Raw genomic sequence first — 14,314 nt, forward strand, 5'->3', positions numbered from 1 at the left:
TTCCGCGTCGCGCGAAGCCGCTCTAGCCCGGCCGCCAGAAGCAGTTCATGCGCGGCGTGATCACGGTGCCGCTCGGTCGGTGCTCCTGCACATAGGTCGCGGTGCAATCGCGCACGGCGTTCGGACCGGGATTGTAGCGCGGGATGACATCCGGTTCCCAATGATCGGGCCGCGACCGGTAGATCGGCACCCGCCTGAGCCGGCGGTGCTCGACGACCCGCTCGCGCACGGCCGGCGCCGTCTCACCGATGCGCGCTTCGGCCGCCGCGCTCTGTGCCCGCGCCTCTCCCACCGGAAGCGAAAGCCCGACTGCTACCGCCAACAGCGTTGCCGCCACGATCCGTTTCATCACGCCACCCAAGCCCCGTTCTTGAGCCTCAATCTTGGGCCGCACGGTCTCCCATTGCACCGCCAAGGTCAACTGCGCTGGCGCCGGCTGAGCCACTCGCGCTAAAGGAGTGTCATGTGGACCACAGAAAAAGCCCCCTCGCTCGCCGAGATGGAGGCCATGGCGCACGAGGTTTTCGAGCGCCTGCCGGAGGCGTTCCGGGCCCTCTGCGAGGGCGTGATCATCCGTGTCGACGACTTCCCGACCGACGAGGTGCTCGACGAGATGCAGGCCGAGAGCGAGTTCGACCTGCTCGGCCTGTTTCACGGCATCGGCCTGCCGCAGCAGAGCCATGGCGACGTGGCCCGGCTCCCCAACCTGGTCTGGCTCTACCGGCGGCCGATCCTGGATTACTGGGCGGAGCACGACGAAACCCTCGGCCACATCGTCCGCCACGTCCTGATCCATGAGATTGGGCACCATTTCGGCCTCTCCGACGCCGATATGGAGGCAATTGAGGCCGATGCGGGATGAAGCGTTTTCGAGCGAAGTGGACCCCGGTTCGCGTCAAGAAAACGCGTCAAAACAAGGAAGCTGGAGCCCCCGTTGCCGATCCAATCGGAACGGGGGCTCCAGCTTTGCAGAAATGGCCCTTTTACCGCTGTCACATTCGCGATAAACATCCGGCCCCTATCCCCTATTTTTGCCCGGGAAGAGCACCGATGGACAAGTTCACCACGCTGGAAGGCGTCGCGGCACCGCTGAAGATCATCAATGTCGACACCGACATGATCATTCCGAAGCAGTACCTCAAGACCATCAAGCGCACCGGCCTTGGCAAGGGGCTTTTCTCCGAGCAGCGCTACAAGGATGACGGTAGCGAGAACCCCGATTTCGTCCTCAACCAGTCCGCCTATCGCAACGCGAAGGTGCTGGTCGCCGGCGACAATTTCGGCTGCGGCTCGAGCCGCGAGCACGCGCCCTGGGCGCTGCTCGACTTCGGCATCCGCTGCGTGATCTCGACCTCGTTCGGCGACATCTTCTACAATAACTGTTTCAAGAACGGCATCCTGCCGATCCGCGTGTCGCAGGAGGACCTCGACAAGCTGTTCGACGATGCCGAGCGCGGCGCCAATGCGACGCTGACCATCGATCTCCCCAACCAGGAGATCCGCGGCCCCGACGGCGGCACGGTGAAGTTCGAGATCGATGCGTTCCGCAAGCACTGCCTGATCAACGGCCTCGACGACATCGGCCTGACGATGGAGAAGAAGTCGTCGATCGACACCTACGAGGCCAAGCTCAAGGAGCGCGCCTGGGCTTGAGGCGCAGCCTGTCATCGCGCCCCGGTGCCTTCAGGCGCCGGGGCTTTTCTTTGCGAGATCGTCTTCTCACGAACCTGCTGATGGCTGACGCCCATGCTGCCTGACATCGTCACCTTCTGGCACGGCTCGATGGACGGGCTGCGCCGGACCTGTCTGCGCTCGCAAGTGGCGGCCGGGCACAAGGTCACCGTCTACAGTTTCGATCCAATTCCCGGCCTGCCGGATGGCATCGGCAATGCCGAGGCCGAAGCGGTGCTGCCGCATGCATTCTCGGAGAGGCTGCGCCCGGCCGAGCGCGACGGGTCCTGGCGCGACTGGACCATCCTGCAATTCAGCGACTTCTTCCGCATGCGGCTGATGACACAGCGCGCCGGGCTCTGGCTCGACGCCGATGTGCTTCTCTTGAAGCCGGTCGAGATCGATCCGGCAAAGCCGTATTTTGCCTGGGAACGGCCGCGGCAGCTCGGCAACTCCGTGCTGTACCTGCCGCACAATGATCCGATCGTGCGCGCATTCGAAGCGCTGATGCAGCAGGACGAACTGACGCCGGACTGGCTGGCGCTGCGTCACCGCCTGACCTTTGCGATGCGCAAGCTGCGCGGCAAATCCAATCGCCTGTCCGACATCCGCATCGCGATCTACGGCCCCGCAGCGCTCACCGCGCTCGCGCGCCGCGAAGGCGAGTTGCAGCACGCGCTGCCGAAGCGCTCGTTCTACGCGGTACACGCCGAGCCGGGTCTGTTCTTCGAGCCGTCGGATTTTTCGAGCTACCTGAACGATCCCGAAATTGTCGGCCTTCACATTTCCCCGAAGGGACGCGGCAAGGAGGCGCCGATCCCGGGCAGCCTCTACGCGTGGGCGACGGAGCGCTTTGGCCAGGCCTGAGCCGATTTGATCTGCCGCAAGGTTGGATTGCGCAGAAGGCGTCATATGGGTAGCCATTCCAGGAGGCGCCCATGAGCACCGAAACCCACTACCCTGTCGTCGAGTACCTGGTCGATGTGTTCGGCAACTGGCTGAAGCATCGGCGGGACCTTGATGAACTGCGCGAACTGGACGACGCAAGTTTCAGCCAGATCGCGGGCGACCTGCGGGTCAGCCCCGACGACCTCGCCGCGTTGGTGCGCCAGGGACCGCACAGTGCCGACGAGTTACCCAAGCTGCTCAAGGCACTCGGGATCGATCAGGAGAAGCTGGCGCGCACCGAGCCCCTGGTGTTGCGCGACATGGAGCGGGTCTGCAGCTTGTGCGATCACAAGCGGCAGTGCGACCATGACCTTGCCGCCGGCACCTCCGGCACGCGCTATCAGCAATACTGCCATAACGCTCCGACGATCGAAGCGCTGGGCGAGACAGCACGCCGCTAGCCACGGCGCAGGGGTCATGAGGGTGCATCGATGCTGAATCCGCACGCCGTCTGGCGTCCTGCACTGCCGATCTTCGTGGTCGTGATGGCCGCGCTGTTGCTGCTGCGCCTGCATCAGGCCAACGGTGCGGGGCAGCCCTCGGAGAGCATCGCTGCCGGACATCGGTTGGCTGAAGCCTGGTGCATGGAATGCCACGTCATCGGCGCCATCGCCCGGGGCGCGAAGAAAGCCCCGCCGGACTTCGCCGCCGTCGCAAACCGGCCCTCGACCACCATGCTCTCGCTGAAGGTATTCCTGAAGACCAGTCATCCAACGATGCCGAACATCATCATCGGACCAGGCGAGGCCGATGATCTCGCGAACTACATCATGAGCCTGAAGCGCGAATAGAGCGCAAACACCAGGTCGATGGTCGTCACTGCCCCATCGTCGCGATCGCATCGGCGATCGCGATCGTGCGTCTGGCCATCTCGGCATGCAGGCGCTCCACCATGCGGCCGTCGAGCTGGATCGCGCCGCGCGAGGCGTTCTCCGGCTGCTCGAAGGCGGCGATGATCCTGCGGGCCTCGGTGACCTCGGCCTCGGGCGGCGTGAAGATCGCGTTGCAGGCGTCGATGTGGCTCGGATGGATCAGCGTCTTGCCGTCGAAGCCGAGATCGCGGCCCTGCGCGCATTCCTCCGCGAAGCCGTCGATATTGCTGATGTCGCCGTAGGGTCCGTCGAGGATCTCGAGCCCGTGCGCGCGGGTCACCAGGATGCAATGCGTGATCATCGGGATCATCGCCGCGCGGCCCGGCTTCATCCGGATCCGGGTTTCGCGCGCAATGTCGTTCGGCCCGAACACGAAGCCGGCGAGCCGGACTTCGGAGTCCTTCGATGCCGCGGCGAGCTTGTCGGCGTCGAGCACGGCACGTGCGGTCTCGATCATCGCCCAGACCCGGATCGAGGCAGGGGCATTGATGTCGCTGAGGCGATCAGCGACCGCGTTGAGATCGTCGACAGTGGAAATCTTCGGAACCAGAATCCCGTCCGGCTGCGCCTTGCCGGCCATGCCGATGTCGTCGACCCACCACGGGCTGTCGAGCGCGTTGATGCGGATCAGGACCTCGCGCTTGCCGAAGCCCCTGGCGGCGACCGCCTTGGCAATCTGCTCGCGGGCCACCGCCTTGGCGTCGGGGGCAACGGAATCCTCGAGGTCGAGGATGATGCCGTCCGCCGCCAGCGTACGGGCCTTCTCCAGCGCCCGCGCATTCGATCCCGGCATGAACAACAGGCTGCGGCGCGGACGGGTCATCGGCATTCTCCTGGGGGCTCGGGCTCTGCTGTCCATTGTTTGGGCATTGGGCGGAACCATCTTTCAACGCTGCCGTATCATCTCAGGATGCACACCGAAAGTCTTGTTCCCGTCACCGGCATGTGGTTAGCCAGAGGCCATGAAATCCTTTCCGAAGCAGTTGATCGACGGCTACCGGACCTTCGCGACCCAGCGGTTGCCGACTGAACAGTCGCGATACCGGGACCTGTCCGAGCGCGGCCAGTTTCCCGAGACCATGGTGATCGGCTGCTGCGATTCCCGCGTCTCGCCGGAAGTGATCTTCGATGCCGGCCCCGGCGAGTTGTTCGTGGTCCGCAACATCGCCAATTTGGTTCCGGTCTATCAGCCCGACAGCAATGCCCACGGCGTCTCGGCCGCGCTGGAATATGCCGTGACCGTGCTGAAGGTAAAGAACATCGTGGTGCTGGGCCATGCCCAGTGCGGCGGCATCCGCGCCTTCGTCGACAAGATCAAGCCGCTCACGCCCGGCGACTTCATCGGCAAATGGATGCAGATGTTCATCAAGCCCGGCGAGATCGTCGAGCAGCGCGACCATGAAAGCATGCAGGACTTCGTCATCCGCATCGAGAAGGCCGCGGTGTTCCGCTCGCTGGAGAACCTGATGACGTTCCCGTTCGTGCGCGAGCGGGTCGAGAGCGGCGAGATGCAATTGCACGGCGCCTATTTCGGCGTCGCCGAGGGCTCGCTGTTCGTGCTCGACCGGGTCGCGAAGGAATTCATCAGCGTCGCCGATGCCATGAAGGCCGGCGCGTAGCCGCTCGGCTACTCATCACCGTGATAGCCGCCCCAGCGATCCGAGAGTGCCAGCAACAGCGCTGAGATCACGAACACCAGATGCACGGCGACGAGCCAGGTCATCCGCGTCGCGTCGAACGCGGCATCGATGTTCAGGAACGCTTCCAGCACGTGGATCGCGGAGATCGCGACGATCGACGCCAGCAGCTTCTGCTTCAGCCCGGCAAAATCGATCTTGGTGATCCAGATCGGCCAGTTCGGGTTGCCCGACGTGTCGATGCGCGAGACGAAGTTCTCGTAGCCCGAAAACACCACGATCAGAATGAGGTTGGCGACCAGCGTGACGTCGATCAGCGCCAGCGCGTCGAGGATGACTTCCGTCGATTTGTAGCCGGACGCATGCAGGACGAACTCCCAGAGCATGCGCCCGAATTTCAGCAGCAGCACGGCAAGCGCCACCACCAGGCCGACATAGAACGGCGCCATCAGCCAGCGGCTGTTGAACAGCACATATTCGAAGCCGCGCATGATGCGCGGCGTCGGGGGGCTCGATGGGGTGGGAGCCAGCTGTTCCGACATGGTTGCGCCCCCCGTTGGTCCCGCCTTTAGGCCGCTTTCTTCTTCGCGGTGATCAGCTTGCGGTTGATCAGGACTTCCGCGATCTGGATCGCGTTCAGCGCGGCACCCTTGCGCAGATTGTCCGACACGCACCAGAACGACAGGCCGTTCTCAACGGTCGCATCCTCGCGGATGCGGCTGATATAGGTCGCGTCCTCGCCGGCCGCCTCATAGGGCGTGACATAGCCGCCCGGCTCGTGCTTGTCGATCACGAGGCAACCCGGCGCATTGCGGAGGATGTTGCGCGCCTCGTCCGCCGTGATCGGGTTGGCGAACTCGACGTTCACGGCCTCGGAGTGGCTGACGAAGACCGGCACGCGCACGCAGGTCGCGGTCAGCTTGATCTTGGGATCAAGGATCTTCTTGGTCTCCGCCATCATCTTCCACTCTTCCTTGGTGTAGCCGTCTTCCATGAAGACGTCGATCTGCGGAATGATGTTGAAGGCGATGCGCTTCGGAAACTTCTTATTGATCAGCTCGTCATTGGTGTAGACGGCCTTGGTCTGCGAGAACAGCTCGTCCATCGCATCCTTGCCGGCGCCCGACACCGATTGATAGGTCGCGACCACGACGCGCGTGATCGTCGCCTTGTCGTGCAGCGGCTTCAGCGCCACGACGAGCTGCGCGGTCGAGCAGTTCGGGTTGGCGATGATGTTCTTCTTGGTGAAGCCGGCGGCCGCATCCGCGTTCACCTCCGGCACGATCAGCGGCACGTCGGGGTCCATGCGCCAGGCCGAGGAATTGTCGATCACGACCGCGCCGGCGGCACCGATCCTGGGCGACCATTCCTTGGAGACCGAACCGCCGGCCGACATCAGGCAGATGTCGACATCGGAGAAGTCATAGTGCTCGAGCGCCTTCACCTTGAGTGTGCGGTCGCCATAGGAGACCTCGACGCCGACGCTGCGGCGCGAGGCCAGCACGACGACCTCGTCGGCGGGGAATTTGCGCTCGTCGAGAATGTTGAGCATTTCGCGCCCGACATTGCCGGTCGCTCCGACCACCGCGACTTTGTAACCCATCGTTCACTCTCCGACGAAAAATGCCCGTTCTCCCGCAAGCTGCGGAAAGGGAAGAGGCAGCGCTTCTATGCGAGAAACCCCGTCAAGACAACGTTGCGTAGCTTTTGAGCGTTTTGATGCGTTTATTTCGGGCCGATCCGGCCGCCCCCCATCATACGAGAAATCCGTCAGCACTGACGAGCTTCGTCGACGAGGTCTACGCCACGCTCTCCCGGCTGTTCGCCTATGTCGCCGTGCTTGCGCTGTTCGCCGCCCTCGGCACCTATCTATGGAAGCAACTGCCGGACGCAACCGCGATGGCAGCACCTCCGGCCGCAGGCTGGAGCCTGGCCGTCCGCTCGGCACCGGCTTTTGCCATCAGCCGGCTTGATCCGCGAGATAAAACAGAGACTTACGAAATCATCCGGCATCCCGAGGGCGGCCGCAAGGACGTCTTCCGCTGGACCGACGCCAATGGCACGCCGGCAGCCGAGCTGGAAATCTACCGCCCCGGCGGCGAGGCCATGGGACCTGCGGTCACCGAGATTGCCGGGCGGCTCGACCGGGGCGGCGTCCGCGAGCTCGAGGCCGCCGGGATCGTCGACAGCAAATTCGGCGGCGTCACCCTGCTGCGTCCGGCGCGGCAGGACGGCAGCCGTGCCTGTCTCGGCTTCCTCAAGCAGGCCGACGCCCCCGATCTGCGCATCTCGGGCTGGACCTGCCAGGGCGCCAGCCTGCCGGCCCAGCGCGCCGCGATCATTTGCATGCTGAACCGGCTGACCTTGCTGGCCGCTGGCAACGACCCACGGCTCGCCGCGCTGTTCGCGCATGCCGAGCTGCGGCGCACCGACTGCGTTACCTCCGGCCCGCCCGCCCTGTCGGCCGACTGGGTGATGGGCAGCGAGAACCCGCTTCTGCGCGGCGCGCTTTGATGGCGAGACCGTGGCAAGGCACTGGTTTTCATGAAACTTTTGCGCTTGGACACGCATTATCTCTGCTGGTGTGGCGCAATTGACCTAGTGACGCCCCACCCTCCATGGCTACAATGTGTTCCGAGTGATTTTGGCTGATGCGCCAGCCCCCGATGGGGGCCGTAATGACGAGGATGCGATGACCTTGAAATTCCCTGCCGCGAAAAAGCTCGTGGTGTTGCTTGCCGCGGCTGCCGTCACCGCAACCGCGTTTGGCATGACCGCGGCCAGCGCGCAGCAGAGCCCGAGCAAGCGCAAGCAGCAAGAGCAGTATGACCGCGACGGCCGCCGCTACTACGGCGCGCAGGGTCCGAACCGGGTCTATCAGCAGGGTCCGCGCACCCGCGTTTACGTCACCACGCGGTCATGGCTCGACGCCGGCACCGAAGTGCTACCGGGCGACCGCAAGTTCAACGACTACGCGTATCCGCCGGATGTCGGCTACCCGTCGTTCGCACGCGAGAACAACAACCGTCCGATCGACCGCCAGCCGCTCAGCCCGCCGGCCGACCTCGGCGGCTATCCGCGGAATTTCCCGCTGTACTGAGAATTTCGGCTGATAGCCGATATGAAAATGCCCGGCTCCGGCCGGGCATTTTTTGTTTTGGGCTTCGTCATTCCGGGGCGATGCGCAGCATCGAACCCGGAATCTCGAGATTCCGGGTCTGGTGCTAACGCACCATCCCGGAATGACCGCATAACCCTTACGCGTGCAGCTTCTGCAATTCCTTCAGGATCGCCTCGCCCATCTGCGCCGTGCTGACGGACGTGGTGCCGGCCGACTTGATGTCGGCGGTGCGCAATCCACTGGCAAGCACGGCAGCGATCGCTGCATCGACCTTGTCGGCGAGATCGCCCATGCCGAAGGAATAGCGCAGCGCCATGCCGAACGAGGCGATCATCGCGATCGGATTGGCGAGGCCCTTGCCGGCGATATCAGGCGCCGAGCCATGCACCGGCTCGTACAACGCCTTGCGCTCCTTGGTCTTGGCGTCCTCCTTGCCGAGCGAAGCCGACGGCAGCAGGCCGAGCGAGCCCGTGAGCATCGCCGCGATGTCGGACAGCATGTCGCCGAACAGATTGTCGGTCACGATGACGTCGAACTGCTTCGGCGTCTTGACCAGGTTCATGCCGCCGGAATCGGCGAGCTGATGCTCCAGCGTGACGTCCTTGTATTCGCGCGCATGCACCTGGGTCATGACCTCGTTCCAGAGCACACCCGACTTCATGACGTTGCGCTTTTCCATCGAGGTCACCTTGTTCTTGCGCTTGCGCGCCAGATCGAAGGCAACGCGGCCGATGCGCTCGATCTCGAAAGTGTCGTAGACTTGGGTGTCGATCGCGCGCTTCTGGCCGTTGCCGAGATCGGTGATGGTCTTCGGCTCGCCGAAATAAACGCCGCCGGTGAGCTCGCGCACGATCATGATGTCGAGGCCCTCGACCACCTCGCGCTTCAGGCTCGAGGCATCCGCCAGCGCCGGATAACACACCGCCGGACGCAGATTGGCGAACAGGCCGAGATCCTTGCGCAGCCGCAGCAGGCCGGCCTCCGGGCGCACTTCGTAGGGCACGCTGTCCCACTTCGGACCGCCGACCGCGCCGAAGATCACGGCATCGGCCGCATTGGCCTTGGCCATGTCGCCCTCGGAGATCGACACCTTGTGCGCGTCATAGGCCGAGCCGCCGACCAGGCCCTGCTCGGTCTCGAACTTCGCGATGCCCTGTGCGTTCAGCCAGTCGATCACGCGCTGCACCTCGGCCATCACTTCGGGGCCGATGCCGTCGCCGGGGAGAAGCAGCAGTTTATGGGTCGCCATGGTCTATCACCTTGTCCAACTCGTCATGCCCGGCCTTGTGCCGGGCATCCACGTCTTTCCAGCCTCAAGCTGGCAAGGCGTGGATGGCCGGGACAAGCCCGGCCATGACGACCAATTTGTTGCGGGCGGAGTGCTAAAACGCCCCGGGCGGATTGGCAAGGCACCCCGGACAGGGCCAAAATGGCCCGCCAAGAGCCAACCGCGCCCCAAAAGAAGCCAACAAGACGGACCTCATGACCGCAGCCATTATCTACGCCTTCGCCTCGGCCATCTTCCTCGGCGCTGGCGTCGTGCTGGCACAGCTCGGCCTGCGCACCGTCGAGCCGCTGTCGGGCGCCGCGATCAGCGTGCCGTCCTTTACCCTGCTGTTCCTGGTGCTGTCGCCGCTGATCCTGCATGGCGAGCCGGTGGTCTGGCGCGGCCTGCCGATCTTTATGGCGATCGGCCTGTTCTTCCCGGCCTCGCTGACGCTCTTGACCTTCGCCTCGAACCGGGCGCTCGGACCAGTGATCACCTCGACATTGGGCAATTTGGCGCCGCTGCTTGCGGTCGCCGCCGCCGTGGTGCTGCTGCACGAGCCGCTCGCGCCGCAACAGCTGATCGGCCTCGTGGTCGCGGTGGCCGGTGCCGCAATCATTACCGTGACCCGGCCCCGCGACCTCGGTCATTGGCGGAGCTGGGCCCTGCTGCTGCCGCTTGCGAGCGCGCTGGTGCGCGGCATCGTGCCCCCGATCGCCAAGCTCGGGCTGGCGATCTGGCCGAGCCCGCTGTGGGCCTGCCTGATCGGTTACATCATGTCGTCAATCGTGGTGCTGACGGTCCAGCGCGTCCGCAAGGGCAGCTTCATGGTGCAGGCGCCGCGTGACGGCCGGTTCTGGTTTGCATTGACCGGGATCAGCAACGGGCTCAGTGCGCTCAGCCTGTTCGCCGCGGTCCGCAACGGCCCGATCACATTGGTGGCGCCGCTCGCTGCAATCTACCCGCTGGTGACCGTGACGCTGAGTGCGATGATGCTCAAGCATGTCGAGATCACCGCGCGGATCGTCGCCGGAACCCTGCTGACCGTCGCCGGCGTCGCGCTGGTCCTGATCGCCTGATTGCCCGATACGCAAGACGGTGTTGCTGCCCGTGGCGCTGGGCAGGACCGGCGCGGCCTGCCACAATGGCTCCATTGCCGGAGTGAATAGTGAGAGCCCCCGCCCCATCCTACCCGCATCCCGCGCGGCTGATCCTTATTTTGTCGCTCGCACCAACGGTCGGTCTCGGCATCGGCCGTTTCGCCTATTCGCTGGTGCTGCCGGACATGCGCGACTCGCTGGCCTGGTCCTATTCGGCCGCCGGCTTCATGAACACGATCAATGCCGCCGGCTATCTGGTCGGCGCGCTGTTCGCCTCGCGCCTGATCCAGCGCTTCGGGCTCGCCGCCTCGGTGCGCTGGTCGACGCTGGCCTGTGCGCTGTCGCTGGCGCTGTGCGCCATCTCGGGCAATTTCGCCGTGCTGAGTTTCGCCCGCCTGCTGGTCGGCTTCGCCGCTGCGATCGGCTTCGTCGGCGGCGGCGCGCTGGCGGCAACCATCGCGCAATCGCGGCCGGAGCGCGCCAACTTCCTGCTCAGCCTGTTCTATGCCGGGCCGGGCGTCGGCATCCTGGCCTCCGGCCTGATCGCGCCCTTCGTGCTGCACGGCTTTGGCGCCGGCTCATGGTGGATCGTGTGGTGGGCGATGACCTTGCTCTCTGCGATCATGACCGTGCCGCTGCTGCTTGCGCCATTGCACGCCAATACTGCCGCCGGCGGCATCGTGCGGACCAAATTCGCTGTGATGCCGGTCCTGATCTACCTCGCCGCCTATTTCCTGTTCGGCGCCGGCTACATCGCCTACATGACCTTCATGATCGCCTATGTCCGCGACGGTGGCGGCGGCGCGGGTGCACAGAGCGCGTTCTGGAGCCTGATCGGCGTCAGCGCATTCGTCACCCCTTGGGTCTGGCGGCGGGTTTTGGCGCTCGACCGCGGCGGGCTCGCGACCACCATCATCCTCGGCGTCAACGCACTCGGCGCGGCCCTCCCGATCTTCGGGCATTCGCCGCTGCTGCTCGCGATTTCGGCACTGGTGTTCGGCGTCGCGTTCTTCGCCGTGGTCGGCTCGACCACCGCCTTCGTGCGTCTCAATTACCCGCCGGAAGCCTGGCCGACCGCGATTGCGGCGATGACCATCGCCTTCGGCATCGGCCAGACGCTCGGGCCGATCGTGGTCGGTGCCATCACCGACGCGGTCGGCAGCCTGTCATTTGCGCTGAACGTCTCGGCCGCGATGCTGGCGTTGGGAGCGGTGCTGTCGGCGTTTCAGAGGAAGGTCGGGCCTTAATGACCACTCGTCATTCCGGGCTCGCGAAGCGAGAGCCCGGAATCCATCGTGACGCAGCGCATGCGGCCAAATGGATTCCGGGCCTGCGCCTTCGGCGCATCCCGGAATGACGAGGGGACGACAGAGCGTTAGCTCCCGCTGAACGAATTGTAGCCCTGGTCTTCCCAGTAGCCGCCCTTGTAGTCGTTGGTGACTTCCATCGAGAGCACGTATTTCGGGTTCTTGAAGCCGAGCTTGGTCGGCACCCGGATCTTCATCGGGAAGCCGTAGGCGCGCGGCAGGATCGCGTCGCCGAATTTGAAGGTCATCTGGGTCTGCGGATGCAGCGCCGTGCGCATGTCCAAAGGTGAATTGTAGCCGTCCTTGTCGGCGCACTGGAACCAGACATATTTGGCGCGCGTGTCGGCGCCGACCAGCTTGAGGAAATCGCGCAAGGGCGTGCCGGTCCAGCTGCCGATCGCGCTCCAGCCTTCGACGCAGATGTGGCGCGTCACCTGCTTGACCTGCGGCAGCTTGTACAATTCGTCGAGCGTCCACGATTTCTTGTTCTCGACCAGCCCGCGCACCTCGAGCTTCCAGTCCGCGCCTGCGATCTCCGGCGCATCGTCGAGATCGTAATAGGCGTTGAACGGGAACGGCTTGGTGATCATGCTCTCGGGGAAAGTCGGCGCCAGCGCATCCGGATTGAACATCCAGGCCTGCACCGCGTCGTTGAACTTCGAGACCTTCTTCAGCAATTCCTCCGCCGAGGACGAATCGACCACGTCGCAGCCGGTCAGCAGCGTCAGCGCACCGAGGCTGGTCCCCGCCGTGATGAAGCGGCGGCGTGTCAGCTCCGGCATCGTCTTCACCGCATCACGCACGAGCAGCTTCTTGTCGACGCCGGGGACCAGGAGTTTGCGAAGACGACCCATGACACTCTCCCTCAACGTCCGATGATCATCGCGCGCAGGCTCTTCGGCACCAGCAGCGCGAGCGCGACATGGATCACCAGGAAGGCCACGATCAGCGCCATGCAGGTGAAGTGGACATAGCGGGCGATGTCGTAGCCGCCGAACAGCGACACCAACCAATGCAACTGCACCGGCTTCCACATCGACAGGCCGGACAGCACGATGACGACGCCGACGGTGATGATGCCGGTATAGAGCAGCTTCTGCACCGAATTGTACTTGCTGAGATCGTCATGCGACAGCTTGAGGGTCAGCGCCGCCTTGGTGTCGGCAATCACGCCGCCCGGGGTGATCGGCAGCAGCTTCTTGCGGAAGCGGCCGGTGGCGAAACCGAGCGCCAGATAGATCAGGCCGTTGACCATCAACAGCCACATCGCGGCGAAGTGCCAGAGCAGCGCGCCGCCGAGCCAGCCGCCGAGCGTGATGTTCCGCGAGATGGTGAAGCCGAACAGCGGTGAGGCATTGTAGATCTGCCAGCCGGACATGATCATCAGGATCATCGCGAATGCGTTGATCCAGTGCACCATGCGTACCCAGACCGGCTGGATCAGCTTCGCGGGCGCCGCGGTCTCTGCCTGGTGGTCGCTGACGGCAAGGCTTGTCATGGAATGTCTCTGCTCGTGGTCGTTACCGGCTTATACGCCCGGAACCGGCGTTCCGTTACGGGGTCGCGCATCATCAGTTCGATATACGCCACTCCATCTGGTCACAAAAATGCGAGCCGGGGCGAGGCTCCGGCTCGCATTCACGTAAGGCGTTCAGGGACTAGATCGGCCCGCCGGGTGTTAGGTCGCCGGCATCAGCACGGTGTCGACCACATGGATGACACCGTTCGACTGGTTGACGTTGGAGATCGTCACCATCGAGGTGCCGCCCTTGGCATCGACGATCCAGACCTTGCCGTCCTGCTTCTTGACGGTCAGTTCCTCGCCCTCGGCGGTCTTCAGCTTCTTGCCGTCGGTGAGGTCGGAGGCCTCGAGCTTGCCCGGCACCACATGGTAGGTGAGGATCTTGGTCAGCGTCGCCTTGTTCTCGGGCTTCACCAGGTTGTCGACGGTTCCGGCCGGCAGCTTGCCGAACGCGGCGTTGGTCGGCGCGAACACCGTGAACGGACCCTTGCCTTCCAGCGTGCTGACCAGGCCTGCGGCCTTCACCGCGGCGACGAGGGTGGTGTGGTCCTTCGAATTGACGGCGTTCTGGACGATGTTCTTGGACGGGAACATCGCGGCGCCGCCGACCATCACGGTCTTTTCCTCGGCGCGGACCGGCGCCACGACTGTGGCGGTGATCGCGAGCGCGCTGAAGGCGGCGGCAAGATAGGCAATACGCTTCGACATGGTTCGTCTCCCGATGGGTATCTGGCCGGCTCAGTCTCCGCCGGCGATGAAGGGGCAACAACGGCGCGTGTTGATTGATGTGAGCGTCGTCGTTGGCCTGAGCTACGGGAGGTTTTCCGGGCGGTTTCCGGAAATAACTCTTTGTGATTCCTGAAACCGGT

General features: G+C 64.3%; 18 protein-coding genes. 10 read left to right on the plus strand and 8 right to left on the minus strand.

Annotated elements, in window-relative coordinates:
• Positions 1 to 22: 22 nt before the first annotated feature.
• On the minus strand, positions 23 to 349 hold the full coding sequence (locus AAFG13_RS25810; protein ID WP_212318858.1) for a hypothetical protein: 327 nt from the start codon (positions 347 to 349) through the stop codon (positions 23 to 25).
• Between the two features lie 114 nt (positions 350 to 463).
• On the opposite strand from AAFG13_RS25810, the gene AAFG13_RS25815 reads away from it, so the two are divergent.
• From AAFG13_RS25815 to AAFG13_RS25835, 5 genes are all read left to right on the plus strand, one after another.
• Positions 464 to 862 (plus strand): metallopeptidase family protein, encoded by a 399-nt coding sequence (locus AAFG13_RS25815; RefSeq protein ID WP_342708611.1) that lies wholly within the window; start codon positions 464 to 466, stop codon positions 860 to 862.
• Between the two features lie 188 nt (positions 863 to 1,050).
• Positions 1,051 to 1,653 (plus strand): 3-isopropylmalate dehydratase small subunit, encoded by a 603-nt coding sequence (leuD, locus tag AAFG13_RS25820; RefSeq protein WP_092121464.1) that lies wholly within the window; start codon positions 1,051 to 1,053, stop codon positions 1,651 to 1,653.
• A 93-nt stretch (positions 1,654 to 1,746) separates the two neighbouring features.
• The gene (locus AAFG13_RS25825) at positions 1,747 to 2,538 is read left to right on the plus strand and encodes a hypothetical protein (RefSeq protein ID WP_212318854.1); all 792 of its coding nucleotides are present in this window, start codon (positions 1,747 to 1,749) and stop codon (positions 2,536 to 2,538) included.
• Between the two features lie 71 nt (positions 2,539 to 2,609).
• Positions 2,610 to 3,020, plus strand: a complete 411-nt coding sequence (locus tag AAFG13_RS25830) for a DUF6455 family protein (protein ID WP_342708612.1) — start codon at positions 2,610 to 2,612, stop codon at positions 3,018 to 3,020.
• Between the two features lie 30 nt (positions 3,021 to 3,050).
• A complete protein-coding gene (locus AAFG13_RS25835; RefSeq protein WP_212318849.1) occupies positions 3,051 to 3,410 on the plus strand; it encodes a cytochrome c in 360 nt (119 codons plus the stop codon).
• A gap of 25 nt (positions 3,411 to 3,435) precedes the next feature.
• Here the strand turns inward: AAFG13_RS25835 and AAFG13_RS25840 are convergent, their stop codons facing one another.
• Positions 3,436 to 4,314 (minus strand): CoA ester lyase, encoded by an 879-nt coding sequence (locus tag AAFG13_RS25840; RefSeq protein ID WP_342708613.1) that lies wholly within the window; start codon positions 4,312 to 4,314, stop codon positions 3,436 to 3,438.
• Between the two features lie 139 nt (positions 4,315 to 4,453).
• Here AAFG13_RS25840 and AAFG13_RS25845 point away from each other — a divergent pair, with 139 nt between their 5' ends.
• Positions 4,454 to 5,110 (plus strand): carbonic anhydrase, encoded by a 657-nt coding sequence (locus AAFG13_RS25845; RefSeq protein WP_342708615.1) that lies wholly within the window; start codon positions 4,454 to 4,456, stop codon positions 5,108 to 5,110.
• Positions 5,111 to 5,118: 8 nt separating this feature from the next.
• Here AAFG13_RS25845 and AAFG13_RS25850 read toward each other — a convergent pair whose 3' ends face one another.
• Positions 5,119 to 5,670: a TIGR00645 family protein gene (locus tag AAFG13_RS25850; protein ID WP_212318843.1), complete on the minus strand. Its 552-nt coding sequence runs from the start codon at positions 5,668 to 5,670 to the stop codon at positions 5,119 to 5,121.
• Positions 5,671 to 5,696: 26 nt separating this feature from the next.
• On the minus strand, positions 5,697 to 6,731 hold the full coding sequence (locus AAFG13_RS25855) for an aspartate-semialdehyde dehydrogenase (RefSeq protein WP_092121443.1): 1,035 nt from the start codon (positions 6,729 to 6,731) through the stop codon (positions 5,697 to 5,699).
• 116 nt (positions 6,732 to 6,847) lie between these two features.
• Here AAFG13_RS25855 and AAFG13_RS25860 point away from each other — a divergent pair, with 116 nt between their 5' ends.
• The gene (locus tag AAFG13_RS25860; protein WP_342708616.1) at positions 6,848 to 7,642 is read left to right on the plus strand and encodes a hypothetical protein; all 795 of its coding nucleotides are present in this window, start codon (positions 6,848 to 6,850) and stop codon (positions 7,640 to 7,642) included.
• 178 nt (positions 7,643 to 7,820) lie between these two features.
• A complete protein-coding gene (locus AAFG13_RS25865; RefSeq protein ID WP_342708617.1) occupies positions 7,821 to 8,228 on the plus strand; it encodes a hypothetical protein in 408 nt (135 codons plus the stop codon).
• Positions 8,229 to 8,385: 157 nt separating this feature from the next.
• On the opposite strand, the gene leuB is transcribed toward AAFG13_RS25865, so the two are convergent.
• On the minus strand, positions 8,386 to 9,498 hold the full coding sequence (gene leuB / locus AAFG13_RS25870; protein WP_342708618.1) for a 3-isopropylmalate dehydrogenase: 1,113 nt from the start codon (positions 9,496 to 9,498) through the stop codon (positions 8,386 to 8,388).
• Between the two features lie 233 nt (positions 9,499 to 9,731).
• Here leuB and AAFG13_RS25875 point away from each other — a divergent pair, with 233 nt between their 5' ends.
• Together AAFG13_RS25875 and AAFG13_RS25880 are read left to right on the plus strand one after the other, a co-directional pair.
• On the plus strand, positions 9,732 to 10,595 hold the full coding sequence (locus AAFG13_RS25875) for an EamA family transporter (protein ID WP_342708619.1): 864 nt from the start codon (positions 9,732 to 9,734) through the stop codon (positions 10,593 to 10,595).
• A gap of 89 nt (positions 10,596 to 10,684) precedes the next feature.
• Positions 10,685 to 11,863, plus strand: coding sequence for a YbfB/YjiJ family MFS transporter (locus AAFG13_RS25880; protein WP_342708620.1), 1,179 nt, complete (start codon positions 10,685 to 10,687; stop codon positions 11,861 to 11,863).
• A 128-nt stretch (positions 11,864 to 11,991) separates the two neighbouring features.
• On the opposite strand, the gene AAFG13_RS25885 is transcribed toward AAFG13_RS25880, so the two are convergent.
• From AAFG13_RS25885 to AAFG13_RS25895, 3 genes are all read right to left on the minus strand, one after another.
• Positions 11,992 to 12,777 (minus strand): molybdopterin-binding protein, encoded by a 786-nt coding sequence (locus AAFG13_RS25885; RefSeq protein WP_212318835.1) that lies wholly within the window; start codon positions 12,775 to 12,777, stop codon positions 11,992 to 11,994.
• 11 nt (positions 12,778 to 12,788) lie between these two features.
• Positions 12,789 to 13,421: a cytochrome b/b6 domain-containing protein gene (locus tag AAFG13_RS25890; protein ID WP_342708621.1), complete on the minus strand. Its 633-nt coding sequence runs from the start codon at positions 13,419 to 13,421 to the stop codon at positions 12,789 to 12,791.
• Positions 13,422 to 13,601: 180 nt separating this feature from the next.
• A complete protein-coding gene (locus AAFG13_RS25895; RefSeq protein WP_342708622.1) occupies positions 13,602 to 14,153 on the minus strand; it encodes a fasciclin domain-containing protein in 552 nt (183 codons plus the stop codon).
• Positions 14,154 to 14,314: the final 161 nt, after the last annotated feature.

It is taken from the genome of Bradyrhizobium sp. B124 (genome assembly GCF_038967635.1).
In the GTDB taxonomy this organism is placed as follows: Bacteria; Pseudomonadota; Alphaproteobacteria; order Rhizobiales; family Xanthobacteraceae; genus Bradyrhizobium.

Excerpts from the sequence above, each read along its gene's own strand:
- AAFG13_RS25810 (WP_212318858.1), bottom strand. The coding sequence starts at position 349 with ATGAAACGGATCGTGGCGGCAACGCTGTTGGCGGTAGCAGTCGGGCTT.
- AAFG13_RS25815 (WP_342708611.1), top strand. The coding sequence starts at position 464 with ATGTGGACCACAGAAAAAGCCCCCTCGCTCGCCGAGATGGAGGCCATG.
- leuD (WP_092121464.1), top strand. The coding sequence starts at position 1,051 with ATGGACAAGTTCACCACGCTGGAAGGCGTCGCGGCACCGCTGAAGATC.
- AAFG13_RS25825 (WP_212318854.1), top strand. The coding sequence starts at position 1,747 with ATGCTGCCTGACATCGTCACCTTCTGGCACGGCTCGATGGACGGGCTG.
- AAFG13_RS25830 (WP_342708612.1), top strand. The coding sequence starts at position 2,610 with ATGAGCACCGAAACCCACTACCCTGTCGTCGAGTACCTGGTCGATGTG.
- AAFG13_RS25835 (WP_212318849.1), top strand. The coding sequence starts at position 3,051 with ATGCTGAATCCGCACGCCGTCTGGCGTCCTGCACTGCCGATCTTCGTG.
- AAFG13_RS25840 (WP_342708613.1), bottom strand. The coding sequence starts at position 4,314 with ATGACCCGTCCGCGCCGCAGCCTGTTGTTCATGCCGGGATCGAATGCG.
- AAFG13_RS25845 (WP_342708615.1), top strand. The coding sequence starts at position 4,454 with ATGAAATCCTTTCCGAAGCAGTTGATCGACGGCTACCGGACCTTCGCG.
- AAFG13_RS25850 (WP_212318843.1), bottom strand. The coding sequence starts at position 5,670 with ATGTCGGAACAGCTGGCTCCCACCCCATCGAGCCCCCCGACGCCGCGC.
- AAFG13_RS25855 (WP_092121443.1), bottom strand. The coding sequence starts at position 6,731 with ATGGGTTACAAAGTCGCGGTGGTCGGAGCGACCGGCAATGTCGGGCGC.
- AAFG13_RS25860 (WP_342708616.1), top strand. The coding sequence starts at position 6,848 with ATGCGTTTATTTCGGGCCGATCCGGCCGCCCCCCATCATACGAGAAAT.
- AAFG13_RS25865 (WP_342708617.1), top strand. The coding sequence starts at position 7,821 with ATGACCTTGAAATTCCCTGCCGCGAAAAAGCTCGTGGTGTTGCTTGCC.
- leuB (WP_342708618.1), bottom strand. The coding sequence starts at position 9,498 with ATGGCGACCCATAAACTGCTGCTTCTCCCCGGCGACGGCATCGGCCCC.
- AAFG13_RS25875 (WP_342708619.1), top strand. The coding sequence starts at position 9,732 with ATGACCGCAGCCATTATCTACGCCTTCGCCTCGGCCATCTTCCTCGGC.
- AAFG13_RS25885 (WP_212318835.1), bottom strand. The coding sequence starts at position 12,777 with ATGGGTCGTCTTCGCAAACTCCTGGTCCCCGGCGTCGACAAGAAGCTG.
- AAFG13_RS25890 (WP_342708621.1), bottom strand. The coding sequence starts at position 13,421 with ATGACAAGCCTTGCCGTCAGCGACCACCAGGCAGAGACCGCGGCGCCC.
- AAFG13_RS25895 (WP_342708622.1), bottom strand. The coding sequence starts at position 14,153 with ATGTCGAAGCGTATTGCCTATCTTGCCGCCGCCTTCAGCGCGCTCGCG.